Annotated in this window: 22 protein-coding genes; 10 read left to right on the forward strand and 12 right to left on the reverse strand. The window is 41.2% G+C overall.

What is annotated here, in order from left to right; translation table 11 throughout:
- The first annotated feature begins 63 nt into the window (after positions 1-63).
- Positions 64-1,416, forward strand: coding sequence for an amidohydrolase (locus tag AC1M9K_RS02975; protein WP_481588461.1), 1,353 nt, complete (start codon positions 64-66; stop codon positions 1,414-1,416).
- Positions 1,417-1,713: 297 nt separating this feature from the next.
- On the forward strand, positions 1,714-2,292 hold the full coding sequence (locus AC1M9K_RS02980; RefSeq protein WP_481586633.1) for an OmpW/AlkL family protein: 579 nt from the start codon (positions 1,714-1,716) through the stop codon (positions 2,290-2,292).
- 58 nt (positions 2,293-2,350) lie between these two features.
- Here the strand turns inward: AC1M9K_RS02980 and AC1M9K_RS02985 are convergent, their stop codons facing one another.
- The 6 genes from AC1M9K_RS02985 to AC1M9K_RS03010 all read right to left on the reverse strand — a co-directional run bounded on the left by AC1M9K_RS02985 (position 2,351) and on the right by AC1M9K_RS03010 (position 7,031).
- Positions 2,351-3,412, reverse strand: coding sequence for a 2Fe-2S iron-sulfur cluster-binding protein (locus AC1M9K_RS02985; protein ID WP_481588462.1), 1,062 nt, complete (start codon positions 3,410-3,412; stop codon positions 2,351-2,353).
- An 11-nt stretch (positions 3,413-3,423) separates the two neighbouring features.
- Positions 3,424-3,786 carry a phenol hydroxylase subunit P4 gene (locus AC1M9K_RS02990; protein WP_180027549.1) on the reverse strand — a complete coding sequence of 121 codons (363 nt, stop codon included), beginning with the start codon at positions 3,784-3,786 and terminating at the stop codon, positions 3,424-3,426.
- Between the two features lie 67 nt (positions 3,787-3,853).
- Positions 3,854-5,377: an aromatic/alkene/methane monooxygenase hydroxylase/oxygenase subunit alpha gene (locus AC1M9K_RS02995; RefSeq protein ID WP_179998392.1), complete on the reverse strand. Its 1,524-nt coding sequence runs from the start codon at positions 5,375-5,377 to the stop codon at positions 3,854-3,856.
- A 62-nt stretch (positions 5,378-5,439) separates the two neighbouring features.
- On the reverse strand, positions 5,440-5,706 hold the full coding sequence (locus AC1M9K_RS03000; RefSeq protein ID WP_179998393.1) for an MmoB/DmpM family protein: 267 nt from the start codon (positions 5,704-5,706) through the stop codon (positions 5,440-5,442).
- Between the two features lie 11 nt (positions 5,707-5,717).
- Entirely contained in the window at positions 5,718-6,722 is a 1,005-nt protein-coding gene (locus AC1M9K_RS03005; RefSeq protein WP_481588463.1) for an aromatic/alkene monooxygenase hydroxylase subunit beta, read from the reverse strand.
- Positions 6,723-6,743: 21 nt separating this feature from the next.
- The gene (locus tag AC1M9K_RS03010; protein ID WP_481588464.1) at positions 6,744-7,031 is read right to left on the reverse strand and encodes a phenol hydroxylase subunit; all 288 of its coding nucleotides are present in this window, start codon (positions 7,029-7,031) and stop codon (positions 6,744-6,746) included.
- Between the two features lie 339 nt (positions 7,032-7,370).
- Here AC1M9K_RS03010 and mobR point away from each other — a divergent pair, with 339 nt between their 5' ends.
- A complete protein-coding gene (gene mobR, locus AC1M9K_RS03015) occupies positions 7,371-9,047 on the forward strand; it encodes a phenol degradation transcriptional regulator MobR (protein WP_179998395.1) in 1,677 nt (558 codons plus the stop codon).
- A gap of 32 nt (positions 9,048-9,079) precedes the next feature.
- Here the strand turns inward: mobR and AC1M9K_RS03020 are convergent, their stop codons facing one another.
- From AC1M9K_RS03020 to AC1M9K_RS03040, 5 genes are all read right to left on the reverse strand, one after another.
- Positions 9,080-10,699 (reverse strand): sigma 54-interacting transcriptional regulator, encoded by a 1,620-nt coding sequence (locus tag AC1M9K_RS03020; protein ID WP_481588565.1) that lies wholly within the window; start codon positions 10,697-10,699, stop codon positions 9,080-9,082.
- Positions 10,700-10,974: 275 nt separating this feature from the next.
- A complete protein-coding gene (locus AC1M9K_RS03025; RefSeq protein ID WP_481588566.1) occupies positions 10,975-11,883 on the reverse strand; it encodes an alpha/beta hydrolase in 909 nt (302 codons plus the stop codon).
- A 12-nt stretch (positions 11,884-11,895) separates the two neighbouring features.
- A complete protein-coding gene (locus AC1M9K_RS03030) occupies positions 11,896-12,678 on the reverse strand; it encodes an NAD(P)/FAD-dependent oxidoreductase (RefSeq protein WP_481588465.1) in 783 nt (260 codons plus the stop codon).
- Positions 12,679-12,743: 65 nt separating this feature from the next.
- Complete coding sequence (locus AC1M9K_RS03035) at positions 12,744-13,562, reverse strand: flavin-containing monooxygenase (RefSeq protein ID WP_481588466.1); 819 nt, start codon at positions 13,560-13,562, stop codon at positions 12,744-12,746.
- 285 nt (positions 13,563-13,847) lie between these two features.
- The gene (locus tag AC1M9K_RS03040) at positions 13,848-15,074 is read right to left on the reverse strand and encodes an acetamidase/formamidase family protein (protein WP_481588467.1); all 1,227 of its coding nucleotides are present in this window, start codon (positions 15,072-15,074) and stop codon (positions 13,848-13,850) included.
- A gap of 262 nt (positions 15,075-15,336) precedes the next feature.
- Here AC1M9K_RS03040 and ybgC point away from each other — a divergent pair, with 262 nt between their 5' ends.
- From ybgC to pal, 6 genes are all read left to right on the forward strand, one after another.
- The gene (gene ybgC, locus AC1M9K_RS03045; protein ID WP_035265725.1) at positions 15,337-15,744 is read left to right on the forward strand and encodes a tol-pal system-associated acyl-CoA thioesterase; all 408 of its coding nucleotides are present in this window, start codon (positions 15,337-15,339) and stop codon (positions 15,742-15,744) included.
- 23 nt (positions 15,745-15,767) lie between these two features.
- Positions 15,768-16,466, forward strand: a complete 699-nt coding sequence (tolQ, locus tag AC1M9K_RS03050) for a protein TolQ (RefSeq protein WP_179998400.1) — start codon at positions 15,768-15,770, stop codon at positions 16,464-16,466.
- A complete protein-coding gene (gene tolR, locus AC1M9K_RS03055; RefSeq protein ID WP_180027539.1) occupies positions 16,467-16,916 on the forward strand; it encodes a protein TolR in 450 nt (149 codons plus the stop codon).
- Between the two features lie 3 nt (positions 16,917-16,919).
- On the forward strand, positions 16,920-18,059 hold the full coding sequence (tolA, locus tag AC1M9K_RS03060; protein ID WP_481588468.1) for a cell envelope integrity protein TolA: 1,140 nt from the start codon (positions 16,920-16,922) through the stop codon (positions 18,057-18,059).
- A gap of 137 nt (positions 18,060-18,196) precedes the next feature.
- Complete coding sequence (gene tolB, locus AC1M9K_RS03065; protein ID WP_179998402.1) at positions 18,197-19,480, forward strand: Tol-Pal system beta propeller repeat protein TolB; 1,284 nt, start codon at positions 18,197-18,199, stop codon at positions 19,478-19,480.
- 28 nt (positions 19,481-19,508) lie between these two features.
- The gene (gene pal / locus AC1M9K_RS03070) at positions 19,509-20,081 is read left to right on the forward strand and encodes a peptidoglycan-associated lipoprotein Pal (protein ID WP_035265718.1); all 573 of its coding nucleotides are present in this window, start codon (positions 19,509-19,511) and stop codon (positions 20,079-20,081) included.
- 46 nt (positions 20,082-20,127) lie between these two features.
- Here the strand turns inward: pal and AC1M9K_RS03075 are convergent, their stop codons facing one another.
- On the reverse strand, positions 20,128-20,313 hold the full coding sequence (locus AC1M9K_RS03075; protein WP_035265716.1) for an NF038105 family protein: 186 nt from the start codon (positions 20,311-20,313) through the stop codon (positions 20,128-20,130).
- A 172-nt stretch (positions 20,314-20,485) separates the two neighbouring features.
- On the opposite strand from AC1M9K_RS03075, the gene AC1M9K_RS03080 reads away from it, so the two are divergent.
- Positions 20,486-21,460 carry a class 1 fructose-bisphosphatase gene (locus AC1M9K_RS03080; protein WP_180027536.1) on the forward strand — a complete coding sequence of 325 codons (975 nt, stop codon included), beginning with the start codon at positions 20,486-20,488 and terminating at the stop codon, positions 21,458-21,460.
- The last annotated feature ends 27 nt before the right edge of the window (positions 21,461-21,487 follow it).

Raw genomic sequence — 21,487 nt, forward strand, 5'->3', positions numbered from 1 at the left:
TTGCAACCATCAGAAGTGAATGAGAAGCTCATAAAACTTTAGGATTTTTAGGACATTGAGTTCATGATATCACTTAGGCTAATTTCTGCTTGTACTATCTTGTCCCTTTCTTCAACCTTGAGTTTTGCAGATTGGGTTGATGACGGTGTGAACGCGGTTGAACAACATACCATCAAATTAAGACAGCACATTCACCAACATCCCGAACTCGGCAATATGGAATTTAAAACCTCGGCTCTGGTTCAAAAAGAATTAAAAAAATATGGAATTGAAGTCCGCACAGGCTATGCCAAAACAGGTGTAATCGGAATTCTTAAAGGTGCAAAACCTGGCCCAGTGATGGCATTACGTGCAGATATGGATGCATTACCTATCGAGGAAAAAACAGGACTTTCTTTTGCGAGTAAAGCAAAGGCAACCTATCAAGGTAAAGAAACGCCAGTGATGCATGCCTGTGGACATGATGCTCACACAGCAATGTTACTCGGCGCTGCAAAAGTGCTTTCGGAAAATAAAGATAAAATTGCAGGTACTGTTGTGTTTGTCTTCCAACCAGCTGAAGAAGGTGGAGCAGATATTGATAACTTTAGCCATGGCGATCAAATTGGTTCACGTAAGATGATTGCAGATGGGGCTTTAAAAAATCCTAAGCCTGAAGTGATCTTCGGTATGCATGTTATGGCAGGTATGCCAAGTGGTCATATTTTTTATAAAGATGGCACTATTTTAAACAGTGCAGATCACTTGCGCATTCAGGTCAGTGGAAAACAAGTTCATGGTTCTATGCCATGGCTTGGACGCGATCCCATTTACGCTTCATCTCAAATGATTGGTAATATGCAGAGTTTAATCAGCCGTCGTGCAGATTTAACCAAAGGTATGGGGGCAATCAGTATTGGCAGTATCCAAGGTGGAACGGTAGGAAATGTGATACCAGAGCAAGTCAATATGGTTGGCACGATTCGATCAAATAATGAAGAAGTCCGCCAGAATATTCTCAAGGATTTACCAAAGCTCATCGAACATAATGCTCATGCAAATGACGTAAAAGCCAAAGTAGAAATTGCCGCTTATGCCCCCGTCACTACGAACGATAAAACACTAACTCAACTCATCGCGCCCTCACTTGCGAAAGTTCATGGCGAAGATAAATTACATGTACTCGAGAACAATGCGAGTGCAAGTGAAGACTTTGCCTATTATGGTCAACTTATGCCTTCATTGTTCATTTTCATTGGTGCAACACCTCAAGATCAAGAGATGAGTAAGGCTGCACCCAATCATAACCCTCAATTTATTGTAGATGATGCGACATTAAAAACTGGCGTTGAAAGCCACATTCGTTTTGTGATGGACTATCCGACTATTGCACAACAAGTTCAAAAAGACTGGATAAAAACACACAATAAGGTTTAAATCATTTTAATGGTAAGTTGAATTAAGGAGAGTCTAGAACGATAATTCTTGACTCTTCTCAAATACATATTTTATTGAAATGCAAATTTCATTATTTCATTAAATTTCAATCGTACTTTTTATCTAATAAATGAAATGATTAAAACCATAAATCTAAAAAAACAAACAAGTTATTGATTTTTTTAAAAAAATAAACATGGTACAACTATTGCAATATTCCTAATCAATTTCAAAGTAATGAAATTGACTATATTTAAAGGAATAAATTTGATGAAAAAAACAATACTCTGTACCAGTTTGGCCATAACGGTAAGCACCGCAATTTCTGCCTCACCTTTACTTTCGCATGACAAGTATCTACGGTTTGGTATTACCCAGATTGAAGCAGACAAACATCCTGGCCTGTTATTTAACAGTGTTGAAACCTCAATTGGTGAAAGTTATCGACCAACCCTAGCCATGGGGCTATTCCTCAGTGACAACATCAGCCTGGATTTATTAGCTGGTATCCCGCCACAACATAATTTTTATGGTGATGGAGTCAAACTAGGCAGCACCAAATATCTGCCACCCACCTTGAGTCTCCAGTACCATTTCAAACCCAAAGGTAATATTAATCCTTATCTAGGAGTCGGTTACAATTATGTCTATTTTTATGATACTGACAGCACAGATGGTTCAGATGTTGATCTGTCCAATTCACATGGCATCGCGTTTAACGCCGGCATAGAATATTTCATCAATAATAAAATTAGTCTAGGTTTTGATTATCGTTATGTCAAAGTAGACAGCGATGTGAAAATCAATGGTGCGGATGCAGGTAATCTCAAAATTGATCCAAGTCTCTACAGCCTTACACTGGCTTATCATTTTTAAGTAATTCGATAAAAAAACAGCCATTTGGCTGTTTTTTTTATGTTCACCTATCAGGCAATTAGATATGTTTAAATAGTGCTGAACGTGATTGATCCGATGCGCCATCGGCCGCACTGAGAAAGCGTTCTGTATGAATATCTCGTTCAAACAGACGACTTTGCATTAACGTGGAAATCGCAGCATCAATCATGAGTGGTGGACCGCACAAATAAGCTTTATGACCAGAACATTTATTTTCAAAATAATCTGCTACGGCTTCATGTACAAATCCGGTAAATCCATCCCATTGGTCTTCGGGCTTCGGGGCATTCAAGGCTGGTATATAACGGAAATTCGGATATTGTTTTACCCAACCTTCAAATATTTCACGGTTATACAGTTCTGCAACATCACGTGCACCTTGGAATAAATAAATGGTACGGTTATCACCTTGTTCTAATAAATCTTGAATCATTGATTGAGGGCTAGATAGGCCCGAACCACCTGCAATAAAAATCACATCCTTCGTATCAGACTTGCGTACAAAGAATTGTCCATACGGTCCGGAAATTTCTAGCTGGTCGCCAGTCTTTAATGATTCATGGACATAAGTAGTCGCTGCGCCACGCGGTACTTGGCGGATATGTAATTCAACAATACCTTCCTCACTTGGAGAATTGGCGATTGAAAAGGCGCGTGTACCTTCAATTCCAGGGAATTGTATATTGATATATTGCCCAGCTTGGAATTGCATTGGACGGTCTAAAGCTAGACGTACGCCCTTAATTGTCGGTGAGAGATCTTTGATCTCAATCACTTCAGCCTGAAAATCTTCGACTAGATAACCAAGGAAGTCTTCATCCTCATCAACATCAGCTTCAATGACCATATCTGATTCTGGTTTGCAGCAACATGCGAGAACTTTATTTTCTTCACGCTCAATGTCCATTAATGCAAATGGAGAAGCTTCACCAACATCATAATATCCATCTGTCACCTGCACTTTACAGGTACCGCAGGTGCCATGACCACAGGCAAATGGAAGCCATACACCCTGACGTAATGCTGCATCCAAAATGGTTTGATCTTCTTCGACTTCAATGGTGGTTCCAATCGGTTCAATCGTGACTTGATAACTCATTTCAGCGCTCCTTAAACATGACGATGCTGGTAACCATCCAGCCCAGGTGTAATGAAGCGCAATAGTGATTTATGACCAATATTTTGACTTGCCAAGCTTTGATCCAGTTTCGGTTGGAACGACTGACCATCTAACAAATATTCGACTTTTGACCAATCAATTTCAGTAAATTCAGGATGTTGGTGGAAACCACCTTGTATTTGTTGATCAATTAAATCCTGAAAGCTTTGCTGTGGAGATGCCAACATGGCATGTGCCGCACAGTATAAGGTGTGATGATCCCATCCCACGTAAATCAGTATGTTGTCACCATAGTGTTTTTGTAAGTCACGTGGTTCAAAATCATATTGGTTGTTTATTGCTTTTACTGGCATTTCCCTAAACTCCTAAATTCCATGATGAAGGTGGATAGCCCTGTGAATGGCTATCCAAACATTCGACTTAAGCCACACCTTTCCATTTCTTCCAACGTGCTTGATCTGGAGAACCTTCGATATCTAAATTATCGGCACCGACATTAAAGCGGTAATATTCGCGCAACATCACTTCCAGATCAGGGCCACCACAATTACCTTGCAAAATTTGATTCACGGGTAACCACGCTTGAACGTACTTTTCCGGTTCTCGTTCGAAAATGTCATGACAACCATCTGAACAAGTGTGATAACGCTCGCCTTTATAGACACTGCTGCGGTAACTGAACATGGTCTGATCGCCATCCATTTCAGTAAAGGTCATCGGTACCTGACAGATTTGGCATAGCTGTGGCAAGCCCGCACTATAGAAACGTTTACCTTCCGCTTCCATCTTGCGTGCTAACTCCCAACGTGGACGGTAATACTTGTCAAACGTGTCTGGATATTTTTCTGATAACCAATCCATTTCTTCATCGGTTGGAATCCAAGTGTGGAAGCCAGCCGCATGACCAAAGTTATAGAAAATCCACCATGCTTGATGCGAGACATGCTCTTTTTCTTTTTCAATGACTTCAGAATATTTAGGCATACGAATGCCGTAGCGGCTCAAGTCTTTAAAGAGCGCACCACCCGCTTCTTCAAAATAGGTTTCCCATGCTTCTTTCCATGACATAACTTTGTTTGGCAGCATGTAATCCATCATCATGCCGACAATTGATAGTAATCGAGTGCCACGCCAGAACCATTTATCAATCCACTCCTGTACGATCGGCACGTTGTCTTCATGCTGTTCCAATAGGAATTTGACAATTTCCAGTCCTAGTGTCATATGACGCGCTTCATCTGACTGCGCGCTAAAGCCGAATGTGACGGTTGCCATATCACCGTTATGTGCAGCACCAGACATGAAGGGTACAAACAGCAAGTTGGTCAACACATATTCAAAGGCAAAACTGATAGCCAGTAAGAATTCAAATGGACCTGCAGAACGCGCATCTTCAAAGAATGATTTTGGTACAGATAAATACCAAACGCGGTCATGCATGTGTGACCAATCTTGGAAGCCATCAAAGAATTTGTTGTAATGGCTCATCGCATGAATCTGCGTTTGCACATGACGCAATTCATCAATGGACTGCATTTGGGACGCAATACGTGCACCAACACCACTGAACTGACGTCCTACATGGGCATAACCTTGGAAGGCTTGATATTCCAATGGCGTTACAGCAGTTAAAAACAGTTTAATGGCATTTAAATAGCGTTCGTTGGTGACATTCAACTGACCATTATTTTGTGCAAAAGCATCAAAAATTGCGTAGAGCTTTTTCTCTTTTTCCGCTTGATATTTCCAGTAGGCATCCATGGTTAGGCGGAATGGATCTTCCCATTTCGACCAATCCGTAATTTTAATGCCTTCAAATTCTTCATAAGGAAATGCTTCTTTACGGTCTGCATAGGAAAATTCCCAGTCCAGATCACGCGTGAGTGCACGGTAACGGTCTTTGGCATTCAGTTTTTTGCCAATTGCATTAATTTTAGAATTCATACCTGAGGTCCTTTATTCTTTTGATATACCGCTTCAATGCGGCACATTGACGCTTACTTTTTTTAATTCCAGTGTAGACGGAACGTATCGTCATCTTCTTCAACATTACCGCCCAACGTGATCATATTGAGCTGCAAAGATTGAATATCCCATTCTTGGCCCAATTTTTCCGAAACCGTTTCCGCACGAACAATCAGCCCTTTCTCACTTTCTACGCGAATCATGGCAGGTAAATACTGAATGGTGGCGTCAGGATTATCTTCTTCAATCGCTTCAATGATGTAACGTGAGGTATCGTTATCTTGTAATGCCAAATACACTTTAGACATGCTGCTTCTCCTTAAGCCTGTGCCACTTGTTCGAGATCTATTCCAATTTTTTTACTGCGCTCCAGCAGTTTTTTTTCAGCGAGTTCAATGGCACCTGCAGATAATGCTTGTTGTGCCCAAGGTGTAAATGCCGCTTTGACTTCGGGTAGGTATTCCGCCAGCCATTGACTTAACAATTGCTTATTTTCAATTGATTCTGCTGTCGCTGTTTTAAGTACGCTGTCTGACCATTTGCGCAGATCTGTTAAGGCTTCTTGCATAAACTCGGTGAGCATTGCCAAATCACGAGCTTGGTGATCTGCTAACCATTGATCAAATTGGGTATAGACCAGTTCAGACATAAAACTATCTATCACTAGGTTTTGTAATAAAAACAGCTTGAAATAGTCTTGTTCTGTCAGACTTTGTTCACATAGCTTGCGTAAACCTTGCCAAGCTGTATCGTTCATCCATGCCTGTTTTGCAGGTATTAACGACTCCCCCGTTCCACCATCCAAGGCTAAACCTACACGAGAAATATATTGCGCCATGCCGAGCCGATCCATCGCCGCATAAATACATGCTTGGGTCAGTACCGTGCCATAACCATAAGCACTTCCTGACATCATGTGCAGGTTGGCGGTTTGCTCCAAATGACGGAATGGAATAAACAACGAAATCACTTTTTCACGGACTTCTTCAGAAATATGTACAGCCAGCTGACGTTTCTCAAAAAAGTTAAAATTAGCTTCGGCAGTATCTTGTAAACGGGCGCGATGTTGCACATATGTCCCATAATAAAACTGACGTGGATCCTTAAATGCATACCAGTCCTGCATCACAATAGCTGTATGCGTTTTATCATTCAGTGTTTTCTCAGGTTTCCATAATGGTCGGTAATGGAAGTTGGTTTCAGCCTGAATATCAAAACTGACTTCCTGATAGCGGGTTGCAGGTTTATTGCCAAAACGGCGTTCAATGTAGGCGTAACTCAGGCGTATTGGTTCAATACTAGATGTTTTAATTTCAAGTGACATGGCTATCTCCTTAAGCTATTTCTAAAGATCTTCTTGATCTGGGATATATCGCTGTGCATTGACTAAAGTGACTTCAGTCCCATAGCGCCATTTTTCTTCTTCCTCATCATTTCTGGTTTTCTGTTCTTCAGTCATCTCGACGACTTGATTGGTCTCACAAAACTGTATAAAAGCTTCACGAGGTAGCACCAGTTCGACAAACAGACTTGGATCGTGAATAGCGAAATCAAATTCAACAAATTTAGCATCACGGTCACCCGTCACCCGGATATATTTGGTGAGTTGTGGCATCCCTATTTGATTTGTCATGACTAAGAATCCTTCTTGCTGGACAAACTTCCTTCCACATACATATATCAATTAGTGTGCCAACTTTTTAAGATATTGATTTATATAATATTTATTGTATTTAATGTCTTTTTTTTGAATTTTGATTTCATCAAATGATGAACACAATTAAAAAAATATTTATCAAATGATGAAAGACTATTTTCAACTCTTTTTTTTATAAATATCCATCTGGCATTTTCATGCACTTTATGTACAGTATGATGATATGTATAAATTTTGAGTTCGTTATTAGTACACAAGTAATGAAAAAGTGCTTCATAGGATATTGAGCACAGAATAAAATGAAGGACATTGCGCATGCAGCCATTTTTGAAGCCACAACAAGATATTCAGGACCTGATTGACCGGATTAAGTTCGATGCCGCTCATGGTCAGATTTGGTTTGAAGAAAATCGTATGTTGTTGCTACATACCGATATTTTTGGTTTTCTACGCAAAGACTTGCACGATATGCTGGGTTATGAACCAGCCAAAAGGTTCTTTATTCGTTGTGGTTATCAGGCTGGTATGCGAGATGCCGAAGCCACTGCACAACTTCGTCCAGACCTCAATGAAACAGAGGCTTTTATGGCAGGACCACAAATGCATGGTATTCGTGGGATGGTACAGGTCGAAGTCAATACACTTCAGCTGAGCCATCGCAACCATGAGTTCTATGCCGACTTTAACTGGCGACATTCCTTTGAAGGTGAAGTTCACCTGAGCGAATTTGGTAAATCCGATGAACCTGCTTGCTGGCTACAACTTGGCTATGCTTGTGGATATAGCAGCTATGTCATGGGACAAACCATTATTTATCAGGAAACCCAATGTATTGCCCAAGGTCATGATCATTGTCGGATCATTGGTAAACCCTTAACTGAATGGGAAAATGCCGAAGAACTTGTACAATTTATGTCTCCTGACCCTATATCGGACGAAATCATTGCATTACGCGCTGAATTGAATCAGCTAAAGCACGATATTTATACTCGTGCCGAGGTCGACTACAGCATGTTTAATGCGGTCGGAGAATCTGCGGCTTACCGCAATGTCTGTGACCTCCTCAAAAAAGCGGCTGGCAGTAAAGTGGCCGTACTCCTGTCTGGGGAAACAGGTGTTGGTAAGGAGGCTTTTGCACGAGGTATTCACTATGCAAGTCCACGTAAAGATAAGCCTTTTATCGCAGTTAACTGTGCTTGTATCCCACATGACCTCATTGAAGCTGAGCTCTTTGGCGTAGAAAAGGGGGCTTTCACAGGAGCAGTCAGTCAACGAATAGGTAAATTTGAACGTGCCCATCAAGGTACGATTTTTCTGGATGAACTGGCTGAGTTATCCCCTCGTGCCCAAGCAGCCTTATTACGAATGCTGCAAGAAGGTGAATTTGAGCGTGTAGGCGATTATCAGACCCGAAAAGTCGATGTTAGAGTGGTAGCTGCTACCAATGAAGATCTAGAATTAGCTGTCAAAGAGGGTCGATTCCGTGCCGATCTGTATTTTCGCCTAAACATTTTTCCGGTACGTATTCCGCCATTACGCGAACGGCGGGAGGACATTCCCCTGCTGGTCAGTCATTTTCTTAAACGCTTTGAAAATATATATGACAAAAAATTTAAAGGACTGAGTGACAAAGCCAAACATTTCTTTATAAATTATAATTGGCCAGGCAATATCCGTGAATTAGAGAATGTGCTGGAACGCGCAGCACTACTCACAGATGATCAACAAGAGATTAAACTACGCGATTTATTTCCCGATGTTGTAGCCGCTGAGGCAAATAGCTATCGGGAAACATTCCCTTCCAAATCATTTAATTCACAAAAAATTGCAGAACTATTTACTCCTGACTTTTCATTGGAGCATTACGAACAGCAGATTATTGTACAAGCTATGCAACAGAGTCAGAACAATGTCTCCGAAGCAGCACGTTTACTCGGCATTAGCCGGGCAACATTGGATTATCGCTTAAAGAAATATAGGGCCTTATCCTAAGGCTCTATATTTCATACCCAAACACCCTCAACTTATATTACTGCGTGCTTTTTTAATCGGTATTCCAGTGCACTTCGTGTCATATTCAAATAACGTGCAGCTTTCGACACGTTGCCGCGATACTTTTGCAAAGCTGTTTGTAAAATCGTGGCTTCGACATATTCAATATCTAGCTGTTCTGAATTGTGCATCAGATTTTCAATGAACTGATCCAGATCACTATGAGTAGCAATGCCTTTGATGCCATTCACTTTCTGCTTATGTTGGCTAACAAAGCTCTGAATTACATTATCTTCCAACATCAGGTCTTCTAAGTCCAATGGCGCATCATTGGACAATAGCACTGCCCGTTCCACAATATTTCGCAGTTCGCGGATATTCCCCGGCCACTCATAACTATTGAAGAAAGCATAAACCCGGTCACTAAATCCGTTGAAGGTCTTCTCGTACTGCTTTTCAAAAAACCGAATATAATATTCCAGCAGTAAATTAATGTCTTCCCGACGCTCCTTCAATGATGGGATTAATACCGGATAAGTGGCAAGCCGGTAATATAAATCACTGCGGAAACGTCCTTCATCTACTGCTTTTTTCAGACTTTCATTACAAGCGACCACCACCCTGACATTGGTCTTGCGAGTCTTGGTATCCCCCACCCGTTCAAACTCTCCAGTTTGCAAAACACGAAGCAAAGACGCCTGTGCTTTAGGGGATAGCTCGATAATTTCGTCCAGGAAAATGGTGCCCCCATCTGCCCGTTCAAATTTACCAATGCGGTTTTCAGTCGCCCCGGTAAATGCGCCTTTATTACTACCAAACAATTCCGCTTCAATCAGTTGCTCTGGCAGACAGGCACAGTTAATTGCGACAAATTCTTTATCTTTACGGGCACTATTCTGATGGATACCACGCGCAAATGCTTCTTTCCCAACCCCTGTACTGCCTTGTAGCAATACCGTAATATCCGACTCTGCTGCCTTGAGCAATAACTGGCACACTCTGGCAAAGGTCTTGGATTTTCCTATGGCATCAAAGTAGCTGTTGGAAAATAATGGTTTAATAGTTTCAATGAAATATTCAGATTTCAGGCCAAAATGACGGTCCTGACCTTCATGGCTTTCAATCCGGCAACACTCATCTCCTTTGGCAACACAATGTGTTTCGACATAATGAAAGGGAGCATTTAAAAATTTTGAGGTATAACCACTGGAATAGCCCGTCAACCACCAGCAGCAACAGTGTGTCGAGTAAGACCTGTTCTTAATTTGTGCATAGGCTTCATAGGAGTCATTCCATTTGAATATACCTTTAAACTTGTTCTGCTTGGGATTGAAATCCAGCGTCTCAATATCAACATTTACCATGCCACGAATCTTGGCCAGTTGAGGTCCGGCCACAAAAGCTGACAACTGATCATCTGCGCGCAGTTTGAGCGCTCGCACAGCATCTTCACTACCAATTTCATAACCCCAGCGATAGATAACTTTTTTAGCTAGATCAATCCCATATTCATCAATTAAAAAATGCTTCAGTGTATACAAACTATTCGCATTAAAGAGAAGTGATCGATCTCCATCGAACCAGATTTTACCGTCCTCACTTTCAAAAGAAATTTTTACTAATAAAATCGCTAACCGATATATCCATATAATTTTTCATTGAGTATTACTCCATCCCTCAATTAATTTCAAATTTCCTGAACTGTTTGAATATATTATTATTTTTATAAATAAGCAGGCGTTTCTAGGTCAGTGTATAGATCGCCAATTTAGAAATACAGTGTCAAAGATGACAAAACTACAAAACACTACGTTTTGCTCCTTTGATTCATTCTTCAATCTCATCGAGCATATCAAGCACATATCGATAAGATTAATGCGCTTTGAATGTGAAAACCAGCCATTCACTGGCTGGTTTTGAATGGGAGTTATTTCTTTAAAAATCGAGCAATTTCCTCCCGAATCGTCTGGTGTTCAGGCACGACTGTAGATAGCCAGAAAATACCATGTACACCACCCCGAATACGCTTGATGGTGGTGGTTATACCTTGTTCGATTAAACGGAATCCATAATATTCCGCATCATCCCGCGATACTTCATATTCGGTGGTCACAATTAAAGTTTCTGGCGCAGCGGATAGATTGTCATACTGTAAAGGTGAATATTGAATAGACTGCCCATCTTGGATCTGATAATTTTTCCAGAACCAGTCCATATCCTGTTGCGAAATTAGATAACCATTTTCATCATTTCTTGAGGCAGAATCCATCTCAGGCTGTATCACTGGATATATTAAGATCTGTTTGGCAATCTTCATATCCTGTGATACAGCCCATAACGCAGATGTCGTTGCAAGATTCCCTCCTGCACTGTCACCTATGACTGAGATTTGATTCTCGTCACCGCCATATTCTTGAATATGTTGAAACACCCACTCCAATCCCTGTCTGGCATCTTCATGTGCGGCTGGAAACGGATGCTCAGGCGCCAAACGGTAATCCACTGACACCACAATATGTTGATTCATTTGCGCCAGCACATGGCAAGTTTCATCGGCTACAGCCAGCGAACCAGCGACAAAGCCACCTCCATGATAATACACCAGCACAGGGAGTGTTTTTCCTGCAAGTTCTGGCTGATAAATGCGCAGATAAGTTCCTGTGCGGTACTCAACATCGGTCGTTTGGGTTTTCACCTCGACCGGCTTTTGCATGTTGTGGAATGATTCAACTACTGCACGCACTTCATCTACCTGACTTTGATGAAAAGGTTTCACTCCTGCTTCTTGGATCTGACCGAGTAGAGTTGCAATTTCTTGAGTAATTGGCATATGAATTCTCCTGACCGATCAAGACACTTGTTGAAGTAAAGTACTGTTAGGATCGCCTGCTTTAAAATGAAAACCCTGATAACCTTTAGCAATCATCTCATCACAAATCGCACGATACTTCGGTGCTCCACCTAAATACACCAGGCAACGGCGTGGTTTTCCGGGAATATTGGCACCCATATACCAAGAATCCGTATTTGGTAGCAGACTTGCCTGAGCCAGCTCATTGGCATGATTCACCCATTCTTCTTCCGCTTGAGCATCTGCATCAACTTCAAGAAGCTGATGATCAATCATGTGTTGGATAATGCCTGTCGCAAGGTCAACATGATCTTCAATCGCTAAAGGCATGTTATATAGCACTGAGGGACTTTGTGGACCTGTCACAAGAAATAAATTCGGGAATCCACTCACGGTATGCCCCAAATAGGTACGTGGTCCTTCTTTCCATTTTTCAGTCAGTTTTTCATGGTTCTTGCCTTGGATCCCTAACGCAAATAATGGTCCAGTCATGGCATCAAAACCGGTCGCCAGAATCAAGACATCCACCTCATGCAACTGATCACCAACCACAACGCCATTCTCATCAATACGGGAAATTAGAGTTTGTTTAACGTCAATTAAATGCACATTGTCCTGGTTAAATACTTCGTAATATCCACTTTCCATGGGTGGTCGTTTAGTGCCATAGCAATAATCTCTAGGTGCCAACAATTCTGCTACTTCTGGCCTTTTCACACGAGCATGAATTTTTTGACGAATAAACTCGGATACAGTTTCATTGGCTTTCGGATCAAACAAGATATCCTGATAACTATCAATAAACAGACGGAAACCACCACGCTGGTAACGGTCTTCATAAACTTTTAAACATTCTTCTTCGGAAACTGACAGTGCTGAAGGCTGTACTTCACTTCGTTATAAGGTACCCCCAGGAAATGATTGCGGGCATTATGTCTGATTAAAGTATATTTGGCCTTGTTCTCGAGATCTTCCTCTGCCTGAGTAGGCCCATTACCCAATGGAGTGGAGTAGTTTGGTGTACGCTGGAACACATATAACTCACCGACTTCTTTGGCAATTTCCGTAATAAGCTGGATACCCGTAGAACCGGTGCCAATTACACCAACACGTTTGCCTTTCAAGCTGATTGGTTGTTTTGGCCAGTTGCCGGTAATCAGTGTTGGGCCTTTAAAGTTTTCTACACCTGGGAATTCCGGTTTTTTCGGCACGGACAATGTCCCTACACCAGAAATAAAGAAACGAGATTTAATGACTTCACCCTGATTGGTCGTTACTGTCCAATATTTTTCTTGTTCATTCCAGACCACAGACGTGACTTTGGTATTGAAGGTGATGTCCTTTCTCAGGTCAAAGCGATCTGCCACATGATTGAGATATCGTAGAATTTCTGGCTGGGCGGCAAATTTCTCGCTCCAGGTCCATTCTTGCTGTAATTTTTCATCAAATGAATAGGAATAATGCACACTCTCAATATCACAACGTGCACCGGGATAATTATTCCAGTACCAAGTTCCACCGACATCCGGTGCACTTTCAAACACGCGTACTGGAACTTTCATCTGATCACGCAGTTTGAATAAGGCATAAAGTCCAGTAAACCCTGCACCAACGACCGTCACCAAGGTGTCCACACCTTTTGTTAAAATACTTAAATTATCCATGAAACGTCTCCAGTGTTCTTAAATTATCCTTATGCTTAAATGTCCTATCTAAGCCACCAGATACTTCGCAAGGAGCGTGCCAAAATTTAACTACATGTTTTTTATATAAATATTTATTTTTTTAAATAAAAAAATTCATGTTTTCACTAAATTAACTCTAATTCTCACATATACATGAATTTATAAAGGAGTTGAGAATGAAGGGAGTTCATTCATGGCATCAAAGATACACTCCAGCAGTCAAAAAAAATCCTCCTTGATGGAGGATTTTTTTATTTCAAAAATTTATTTCTGCTCGATGAACTCTTTAAAATCTGCTTTACGAATCATCGCATGGATGCCTTTGGTTTTATCTACAACTTGAGAAACTTCAAAATCAGTCGCAGCGCTGAGATAAGCATATGCAATTTCTTCACTTATGCCATATTCATTGACTAAGAAATTGATTGCTTCACGCGTAGATTTACGCATTGCTTCATCCAAATCTTCATCTAAGCCAGGTGTAATCCAAAATTGATCGTTTTCACCTAATGGCTGAGAAAGTTGCTTACCTGGAATATGATCTTTACCCGCTTTTAACACACTAATTTTAAACGTTGCACGCGCTGAACCTTCTAAAGCAGTTAATGCAACTTCACCATCACCTTGAACAAAATGACTATCACCTGTGTAGAATAATGCACCTGGAACTTGAACAGGATAATAAGCGGTTGCCCCAGCAGTTAAATCATTAATATCAATATTTCCACCATAAAATGAGGGTGGAACTGAGTGAACAGGTTCGCTGGTATTCGGTGCAACACCCATGGTTCCCATAAACGGATTTAATGGAAAACGAATCGCTTTACCAGATTCTGTTTGAATCACCCCCTCCCATACACCCTCTTTATTTTTAGCAATGGGTGTAAATACTGAAACATTGCCATAAGCATCTGGATTTTCTGGCGAAGCATGATCCTGTTTTTGTCGTTTAGGGAATTCAGGCAATGTACCTTTACCATGACGGTTTGAAATAACACCATAAGGAACACGCGGTTCTATTTTCAATATTTCAACTTTAAGCACGTCTCCCGGCATTGCACCTTCAACGTAGATCGGACCAGTAATAATGTGTGGGCCATCTTTATGGAAATCATGCTTTAAATTAGAGCGGGTGATCAATTTCGCTTCATCTAAAATGTGCTCTTTTTTAACACCTTTAGATGTAAAGTATTTTTCAGCATCACGCCCTTGATCTTCTAATAAACCTTCATGTGACACTGTATCAAAAGTCACAAGACTCCCTGATGGAACCGTTAAAACTGGCTTGGCGTCTTTATTCGGTAGATAACCCCATTGAATGGTATTGAGTGTGCTTGGAATATAATAGTGTCCAGCATATTCCCCTTTTTTTAGTAAAGTTGGCTTGCTTTCAATCTGTTTTAAAATTTTAAAATCTTCAGCCAAACTCATGGCCGAAAGGCTTAATATCGATGTAGCAATCGAAATCGATAAAGCTAACTTTTTTAACATACACCCAAATCCAACTATAAATTTCATGTGAAATTATTTAAGCAAGCCCTATGCCAAACATGAATAAAATTCAATTAGATCTGCATTTTCATCTTAAAATATTTCGCCCAATCTACAGCTATTTTTGAAATCTTGTGCCATTGGTCTGTAAAAATGGAGTGCTAAACTTCAAGCCTTTCAAACATTGTATCAATCAGCGTTTCGCATTCTTTGTCAAGAATGTTGCAAAACACTGGACTATTTAAAGTAATGGAACACCTGTATGGCGAACAAATTTGAATTTCAAATCCGAGTGTATATTGAAGATACAGATGCAGGAGGCATTGTTTATCATGCCAATCATATTCGCTTTATGGAACGCGCACGTACAGAATGGTTACGCGCTTCAGGGATTTCACATTACTGGCATCAAAAAGATTACAATTTTGTCGTGCATAAATTAGCGCTTAAATATTCACGTCCAATATTAATGGATGACTTAATTACTGTTACAGCAAGTGTAGTTTCGTGTAAAGCAACGTCTTTTGTATTGCAACAAAATATTTATCGTGGTGAAATCATGCTAGCTTCAGGGGAAGTAGAATTGGCGTGTATTAGCGCTGAAATGAAACCGCTGAGAATTCCAAATGAAATCCGTGATCTAATCGAAAAAGAATTAGCCCACGCATAAAAATATGATTGGCACATGTAACTATGGCAACACAACTCGAATCTTCACTTCACGTCACAGATTTAATTCTTCAAGCGAGTCCAGTCGTACAACTGGTCATGCTGGTGTTGGTACTGGCTTCACTCTTTAGCTGGTACCTTATTGCCAAGTTACATATGACGTTTAAGAAAGCTCGCCAAGGCGATGATCATTTTCAGAAGATTTTTTGGTCTGGTGCAGAACTCAACACCTTATATAACAATGCTCAAGTCAACTCTAAGCGTGAAGGTTTGGAAGATGTTTTTTATCTTGGTTTTGCAGAGTTTCTCAAACTCAAAAAAACCAAAGCAGAAACAGCACAAGTCATTGATGGCACAGAGCGTATTCTTGGGGTGGGTTTAAGCCGAGATCAGAGCCGTATGGAACAAGGTCTCAGTGCGCTTGCGAGTATTGGTTCAGTTGCACCCTATGTTGGTTTATTTGGTACAGTTTGGGGCATCATGAATGCTTTTATCGGCTTAGCCCAAGTCGATCAAGTGACACTAGCAACTGTCGCACCAGGTATCGCGGAAGCCCTCATTGCGACTGCTATTGGTTTATTTGCCGCGATTCCTGCAGTACTTGCATTCAACCACTATACGGCCAAAAGTGAAGAAATTTACTCAGATCGTTCCTTGTTTGCTGAAGAAATGGTGGCGCTTTTACAACGTCGTTCTGTGGGTTCTACACAGGAAGCTGAATAAATGGCCGTTCGTCGTTCAGGGCGTTTCCAACGCATCAAAAAGCCACTTAACAGTGACATGAATGTAGTTCCTTATATTGACGTCATGTTAGTACTTTTGGTGATTTTTATGGTGACTGCACCAATGATCACAAGTGGCATAAAAGTTGATTTACCTGAAGCAAACAGTGTACCGATTGAATCTAAGGATGCACCAGCTATGGTGACTTTAGATCAACAAGGACAATACTTTTTAGAATACAAGGGTAGCCAACCAAGTCCACTGAGCTTGCAGGAATTACAACAGACACTTCGTGATGCACAACAAACTGCTGAACATGAGAATAAACAATTTAGTGTCGTCATCAATGGTCATAACACTCGACCATATGGTGAGGTGATGACACTCATGTCTAACTTACAAGATGCAGGGATCAATCAAGTTGGCTTGCTGACCAAACCAATTCAATAAGCTATGAAAGAATCTAACTCTCGCTTTTCAAAAGAAAAGAAAATTGCAATCGGATTCACTGTTGCGGTCCATGTGATTGCGATCACAGGCTTATTGTTTCTTGGATTGACTCAACCTCCTGAGCCAACTAAAACTGTTAAAACAGTTTTAGTGAAACCTGAGGATCTAGTACCACCTGAACCCACGCTATTGGTTGAATCTGATCATTCAGATACAGCGCACCAGAACGTTCAAGAAAATGTTCAACAGACCAATGAGCCGATTCAAAATGCACCAGTGATTCCTATTGCACCTGCTGTACCTCCTCCAGCTCAACCAAAAGTTGAAGAGCCAAAATCCGACCGTAAAGCTGAGCAAGCGGCTGCGGTTAAAGCTCAACAAGAAGCCGAACGTAAAGCAGCGGCTGAAGCACAACGTAAAGCGACTCAAGAAATGAATCGTAAAGCTAAAGCTGAGGCCGATGCTAGAGCTAAACAAGAAGCCGCCCAAAAAGCCAAAGCAGCTGAGCAAAGCGCAAAACAGGAACAACAACAAAAGGCGAAAGCTGATGCGGCTTTAAAAGCGAAACAAGAAGCTGATCGTAAAGCTAAAGCTGAGGCAACTCAAGCCAAAGCTGCTGCGGAAGCCAAAGCAAAACAAGAGGCTGATCGTAAAGCTAAAGCGGAAGCAGATGCAAAAGCCAAACAGGATGCTGATCATAAAGCTAAGGCTGCAGCTGATGCCAAAGCTAAAGCGGAAGCTGATGCGAAAGCTCGTCAGGAAGCACAAAGAAAAGCGGATGCCGAAGCCAGAGAACGTACCGAAGCTGAAGCTCGAGAATCTGCCGCTGAAAAAGCCAGACAAGAAGCAGCCAACAAAAAAGCTGAATCTAAACGCATCGCTTCTTCAGCAAAAAGAGACTTTGAGCAAAAAATTAAAGGTGCTTGGAGAATGCCAATAGGCTCTTCAGGTCAAAAAGCGACAGCACGCGTGACATTATCTGACAGTGGTTCTGTGACTTCAGTCATCGTCAATGCATCAGATCCAGATGTCAAAGCCAGTGTCGAACAGGCTGTACGTGCAGCAGCACCATATCCGATGCCATCCGATCCTGATGCAAGGCGTGAAGCTCGTAGTTTCACTTCTTCATTCACCGTGAAATAATAAAAAACCTTTCGATTCGTCGAAAGGTTTTTTCATGAATTGCGGATAATTACACGCTTTATATAGATTCGGTACGGAGCTATATGCTAAAAAGCTAGAATATTCGAAAAATTAGTATCTTGAGTACGTGACCTCTCATGAAAATGATCTCAAAACATCTTCTCGGTTTAGCAATTTTGGCAGCATTTAGCCCTGCTCTCATTACGACCTCTTATGCACAGCTTCATCTTGAAATTGCTAAAGCACCTGAAGAAGCACCAAAAATTGCTATCGTGCCATTCGTAGGTGATCAACGCTTATACCCTGTTGTAGAGCAAGATTTAAACCGTTCAGGTCGCTTTACCAGTTCATCTAAAAATTTACCTGCAACAGCAACCATCAATCAAGCCAATGGTGCTGCTTGGCAATCTGCAGGCGTACCTTATGTTGTGAATGGTGAAGTTAAAACCAATCCTGATGGTTCATTGGCTGTTCATTACCAACTCTATGATGTCCAAAAACAACAATATTTGCTCAATGAACTATTAACTGTACCACCATCGCGCATTCGATCTGCAGCACATATGATCAGTGATGCGATTTACCAAGCATTAACAGGTATTCCTGGTGACTTTAGTGGTCGCATCGCTTATGTTTTGCGAAATCCTGCGACTCCTGATAATCGCTACACTTTACAAATCGCAGATACGGACGGCGAACAACCACGTACTGTATTGAGTTCGCGCGATCCAATTTTATCCCCTGCTTGGACGCCTGATGGCAAAAAAATCGCTTATGTTTCATTCGAAACCAAACGTCCAGCGATCTATGTTCAAGATTTAGCGACTGGACAACGTGAAAAATTAGCTGGCTTCCGTGGCTTAAACGGTGCGCCAAGTTTTTCCCCTGATGGTAAAAGCATGTTGTTCACTGCTTCAATGCATGACAACCCTGAAATTTATCAAATGGATTTAAATACGCGCCAAGTGAAGCGTATGACAAATAATACAGCAATTGATACAGAAGCTCGCTATACCCCAGATGGTAAAGGTTTTATCTTTACCTCAGACCGTGGTGGTTCAGCACAGATCTATCATTACACGTTTGCTGATGGTTCAACAAAACGTTTGACTTTCCGCGGAGCATTCAACGCACGTGGAAGTTTAAGTGCCGATGGTAAATATGTTGCTTTAGTACATCGCCCTTCAGGCAGCAACTATAAGGTAGCAATTCAAGAAATCTCAACTGGAATCACGAACATTTTAACGCCAACCAGTTTAGATGAATCACCAAGCTTTTCACCAAATGGTCAAATGGTCGTGTATGCGACACGTGAAGGCAGCCGTGGATTGTTATCGATTATGTCTACAGATGGTCGCTTCCGCATGAATTTACCTAGCGAACAAGGTGAAGTTCGTGAACCTGCTTGGGCACCTAAATAATCGAATTTAATCTTTCAAGGAGATGAACATGAACGCGATTAAAACGTTTGCTCTTCCACTCATTGCTGTAAGTTTAGTAATGACGGGTTGCGCAAGCCGTAAACCAGCAACTACAGATACCACTACGATGACACCACCATCAACGTCAACGTCTGTGAATACGACTGGTCTCAGTGAAGATGCAGCATTAAATGCTCAAAACTTAACGGGTGCTTCTGCTAAAGGGGTAACTGAAGCCAATAAAGCTTTCTTGGCTAAACGTGTTGTTCACTTTGATTATGACAGCAGTGAGCTATCTACTGAGGACTATCAAACCCTCCAAGCACATGCACAATTTTTATTGGCAAATGCAAACTCTAAAATCGCATTAACTGGTCATACCGATGAACGTGGAACGCGTGAATATAATATGGCTTTGGGTGAGCGACGCGCCAAAGCAGTTGAAAGTTATTTGGTTACAAATGGTGTAAATCCAAACCAACTCGAAGCTGTGAGTTATGGTAAAGAAATGCCAATTAATACAGGTAACAATGAAGCTGCGTGGAAAGAAAACCGTCGTGTAGAACTCAATTATGAAGCAGTGCCACCACTTCTTCGCTAATGAATGCAAAAAAAGCGCTCAATTCGAGCGCTTTTTTATATCAGGTTTAAGACCTTTGCGAGTCTGGCATGGGCACTTGCATAGACTCAATCATGTCATGCTTATTAAACTCTTTATATTCAGGTTTAGCCTCGTACTGTTTCCATGCTTCCTTGGAACTCTCTGAACTAATTTCGTTTAAGTCGATTGCCTCACCTGGCGTTGGAGTTGCTTCAAACTTTTGAATGCTCATTTTAAAGCTCCTTTTAAAATCATCCTCCTATCAACATACCATGTTCTAAAACTCTGGCAAGTGCAAAATCACCACAAATAACGCAGGATAATTTCTATTTTGCACTCAACTCATCTAAAATAGCCCAAGATCCAAATTTTATTCTTTTAAAGCTTTTAGGAGCGTCCTTGTAATGTCATACCTCACCTTGTCACAATATCTTGCACAACAACAAGGAAATCTAACGCCTGAACTCTCTAATGTAATTGAAACAATTGCTGAAACGTGTAAAACCATCGATTCAGCATTGCAAAAGGGTGCCTTAGCGGGTGTATTAGGTAGTGCTGGTAATGAAAACGTACAAGGTGAAGCGCAAAAAAAATTAGATGTTATTTCAAATGACTATTTAATTGATGCGCTAAAGAACAACGAAAATGTAGGCGGTTTAGCTTCTGAAGAACTCGATGAGTTTACCCCAGCACAAGAGAATGGTAAGTATTTAGTTTTATTCGACCCACTAGATGGCTCAAGTAATATCGATATCAATATGTGTGTTGGCACCATCTTCTCTATCCTACCTGCCAAAAATTCAGTGACACAAGCAGAAGATTTCCTTCAAGCAGGTACTGAACAAGTCGCAGCTGGTTATGTGTTATATGGCCCATCAACTATGATGGCATTAACCGTTGGTGCAGGTACTGTTTTCTTTACATTTGATCCAGAGTCAAAAACATTCCTGTTGACGACTGAAAATATCCAAGTGGATGCCGATACAAAAGAATACGCCATTAATGCTTCAAACCAACGTCATTGGGAAGAACCTGTTCAACGTTATATTGGTGAGCTACAAGCGGGTAAAACATCTGTACGTGAAAAAGATTTTAACATGCGTTGGGTTGCCTGCATGGTCGGTGATATCCACCGTATTCTTTGCCGTAGTGGGATCTTCTTATATCCTTACGATACCAAAGATCCTAAAAAAGCTGGTCGTTTACGTCTTATGTATGAAGCAAATCCAATGAGTATGCTCATGGAACAAGCAGGCGGTGCTTCGACAACAGGTCGCGTGCGTATTATGGAAATCCAACCGACTGAACTTCACCAACGTGTACCAGTCGTCATTGGTTCAAAAAATGAAGTTGAGCTTGTTACTGCTTATCATCAATAATTTACAATTGAGAGCCTATTGATTTAG

This window comes from Acinetobacter sp. 24-47-67 (assembly GCF_056779735.1).

Excerpts from the sequence above, each read along its gene's own strand:
- tolR (WP_180027539.1), top strand. The coding sequence starts at position 16,467 with ATGGCCGTTCGTCGTTCAGGGCGTTTCCAACGCATCAAAAAGCCACTT.
- AC1M9K_RS03010 (WP_481588464.1), bottom strand. The coding sequence starts at position 7,031 with ATGACAAATCAAATAGGGATGCCACAACTCACCAAATATATCCGGGTG.
- AC1M9K_RS02995 (WP_179998392.1), bottom strand. The coding sequence starts at position 5,377 with ATGAATTCTAAAATTAATGCAATTGGCAAAAAACTGAATGCCAAAGAC.
- AC1M9K_RS03080 (WP_180027536.1), top strand. The coding sequence starts at position 20,486 with ATGTCATACCTCACCTTGTCACAATATCTTGCACAACAACAAGGAAAT.
- ybgC (WP_035265725.1), top strand. The coding sequence starts at position 15,337 with ATGGCGAACAAATTTGAATTTCAAATCCGAGTGTATATTGAAGATACA.
- AC1M9K_RS02985 (WP_481588462.1), bottom strand. The coding sequence starts at position 3,412 with ATGAGTTATCAAGTCACGATTGAACCGATTGGAACCACCATTGAAGTC.
- AC1M9K_RS03035 (WP_481588466.1), bottom strand. The coding sequence starts at position 13,562 with ATGGATAATTTAAGTATTTTAACAAAAGGTGTGGACACCTTGGTGACG.
- mobR (WP_179998395.1), top strand. The coding sequence starts at position 7,371 with ATGCAGCCATTTTTGAAGCCACAACAAGATATTCAGGACCTGATTGAC.
- AC1M9K_RS02990 (WP_180027549.1), bottom strand. The coding sequence starts at position 3,786 with ATGCCAGTAAAAGCAATAAACAACCAATATGATTTTGAACCACGTGAC.
- AC1M9K_RS03075 (WP_035265716.1), bottom strand. The coding sequence starts at position 20,313 with ATGAGCATTCAAAAGTTTGAAGCAACTCCAACGCCAGGTGAGGCAATC.
- tolQ (WP_179998400.1), top strand. The coding sequence starts at position 15,768 with ATGGCAACACAACTCGAATCTTCACTTCACGTCACAGATTTAATTCTT.
- AC1M9K_RS02975 (WP_481588461.1), top strand. The coding sequence starts at position 64 with ATGATATCACTTAGGCTAATTTCTGCTTGTACTATCTTGTCCCTTTCT.
- pal (WP_035265718.1), top strand. The coding sequence starts at position 19,509 with ATGAACGCGATTAAAACGTTTGCTCTTCCACTCATTGCTGTAAGTTTA.
- tolB (WP_179998402.1), top strand. The coding sequence starts at position 18,197 with ATGAAAATGATCTCAAAACATCTTCTCGGTTTAGCAATTTTGGCAGCA.
- AC1M9K_RS03000 (WP_179998393.1), bottom strand. The coding sequence starts at position 5,706 with ATGTCTAAAGTGTATTTGGCATTACAAGATAACGATACCTCACGTTAC.
- tolA (WP_481588468.1), top strand. The coding sequence starts at position 16,920 with ATGAAAGAATCTAACTCTCGCTTTTCAAAAGAAAAGAAAATTGCAATC.
- AC1M9K_RS03005 (WP_481588463.1), bottom strand. The coding sequence starts at position 6,722 with ATGTCACTTGAAATTAAAACATCTAGTATTGAACCAATACGCCTGAGT.
- AC1M9K_RS03040 (WP_481588467.1), bottom strand. The coding sequence starts at position 15,074 with ATGTTAAAAAAGTTAGCTTTATCGATTTCGATTGCTACATCGATATTA.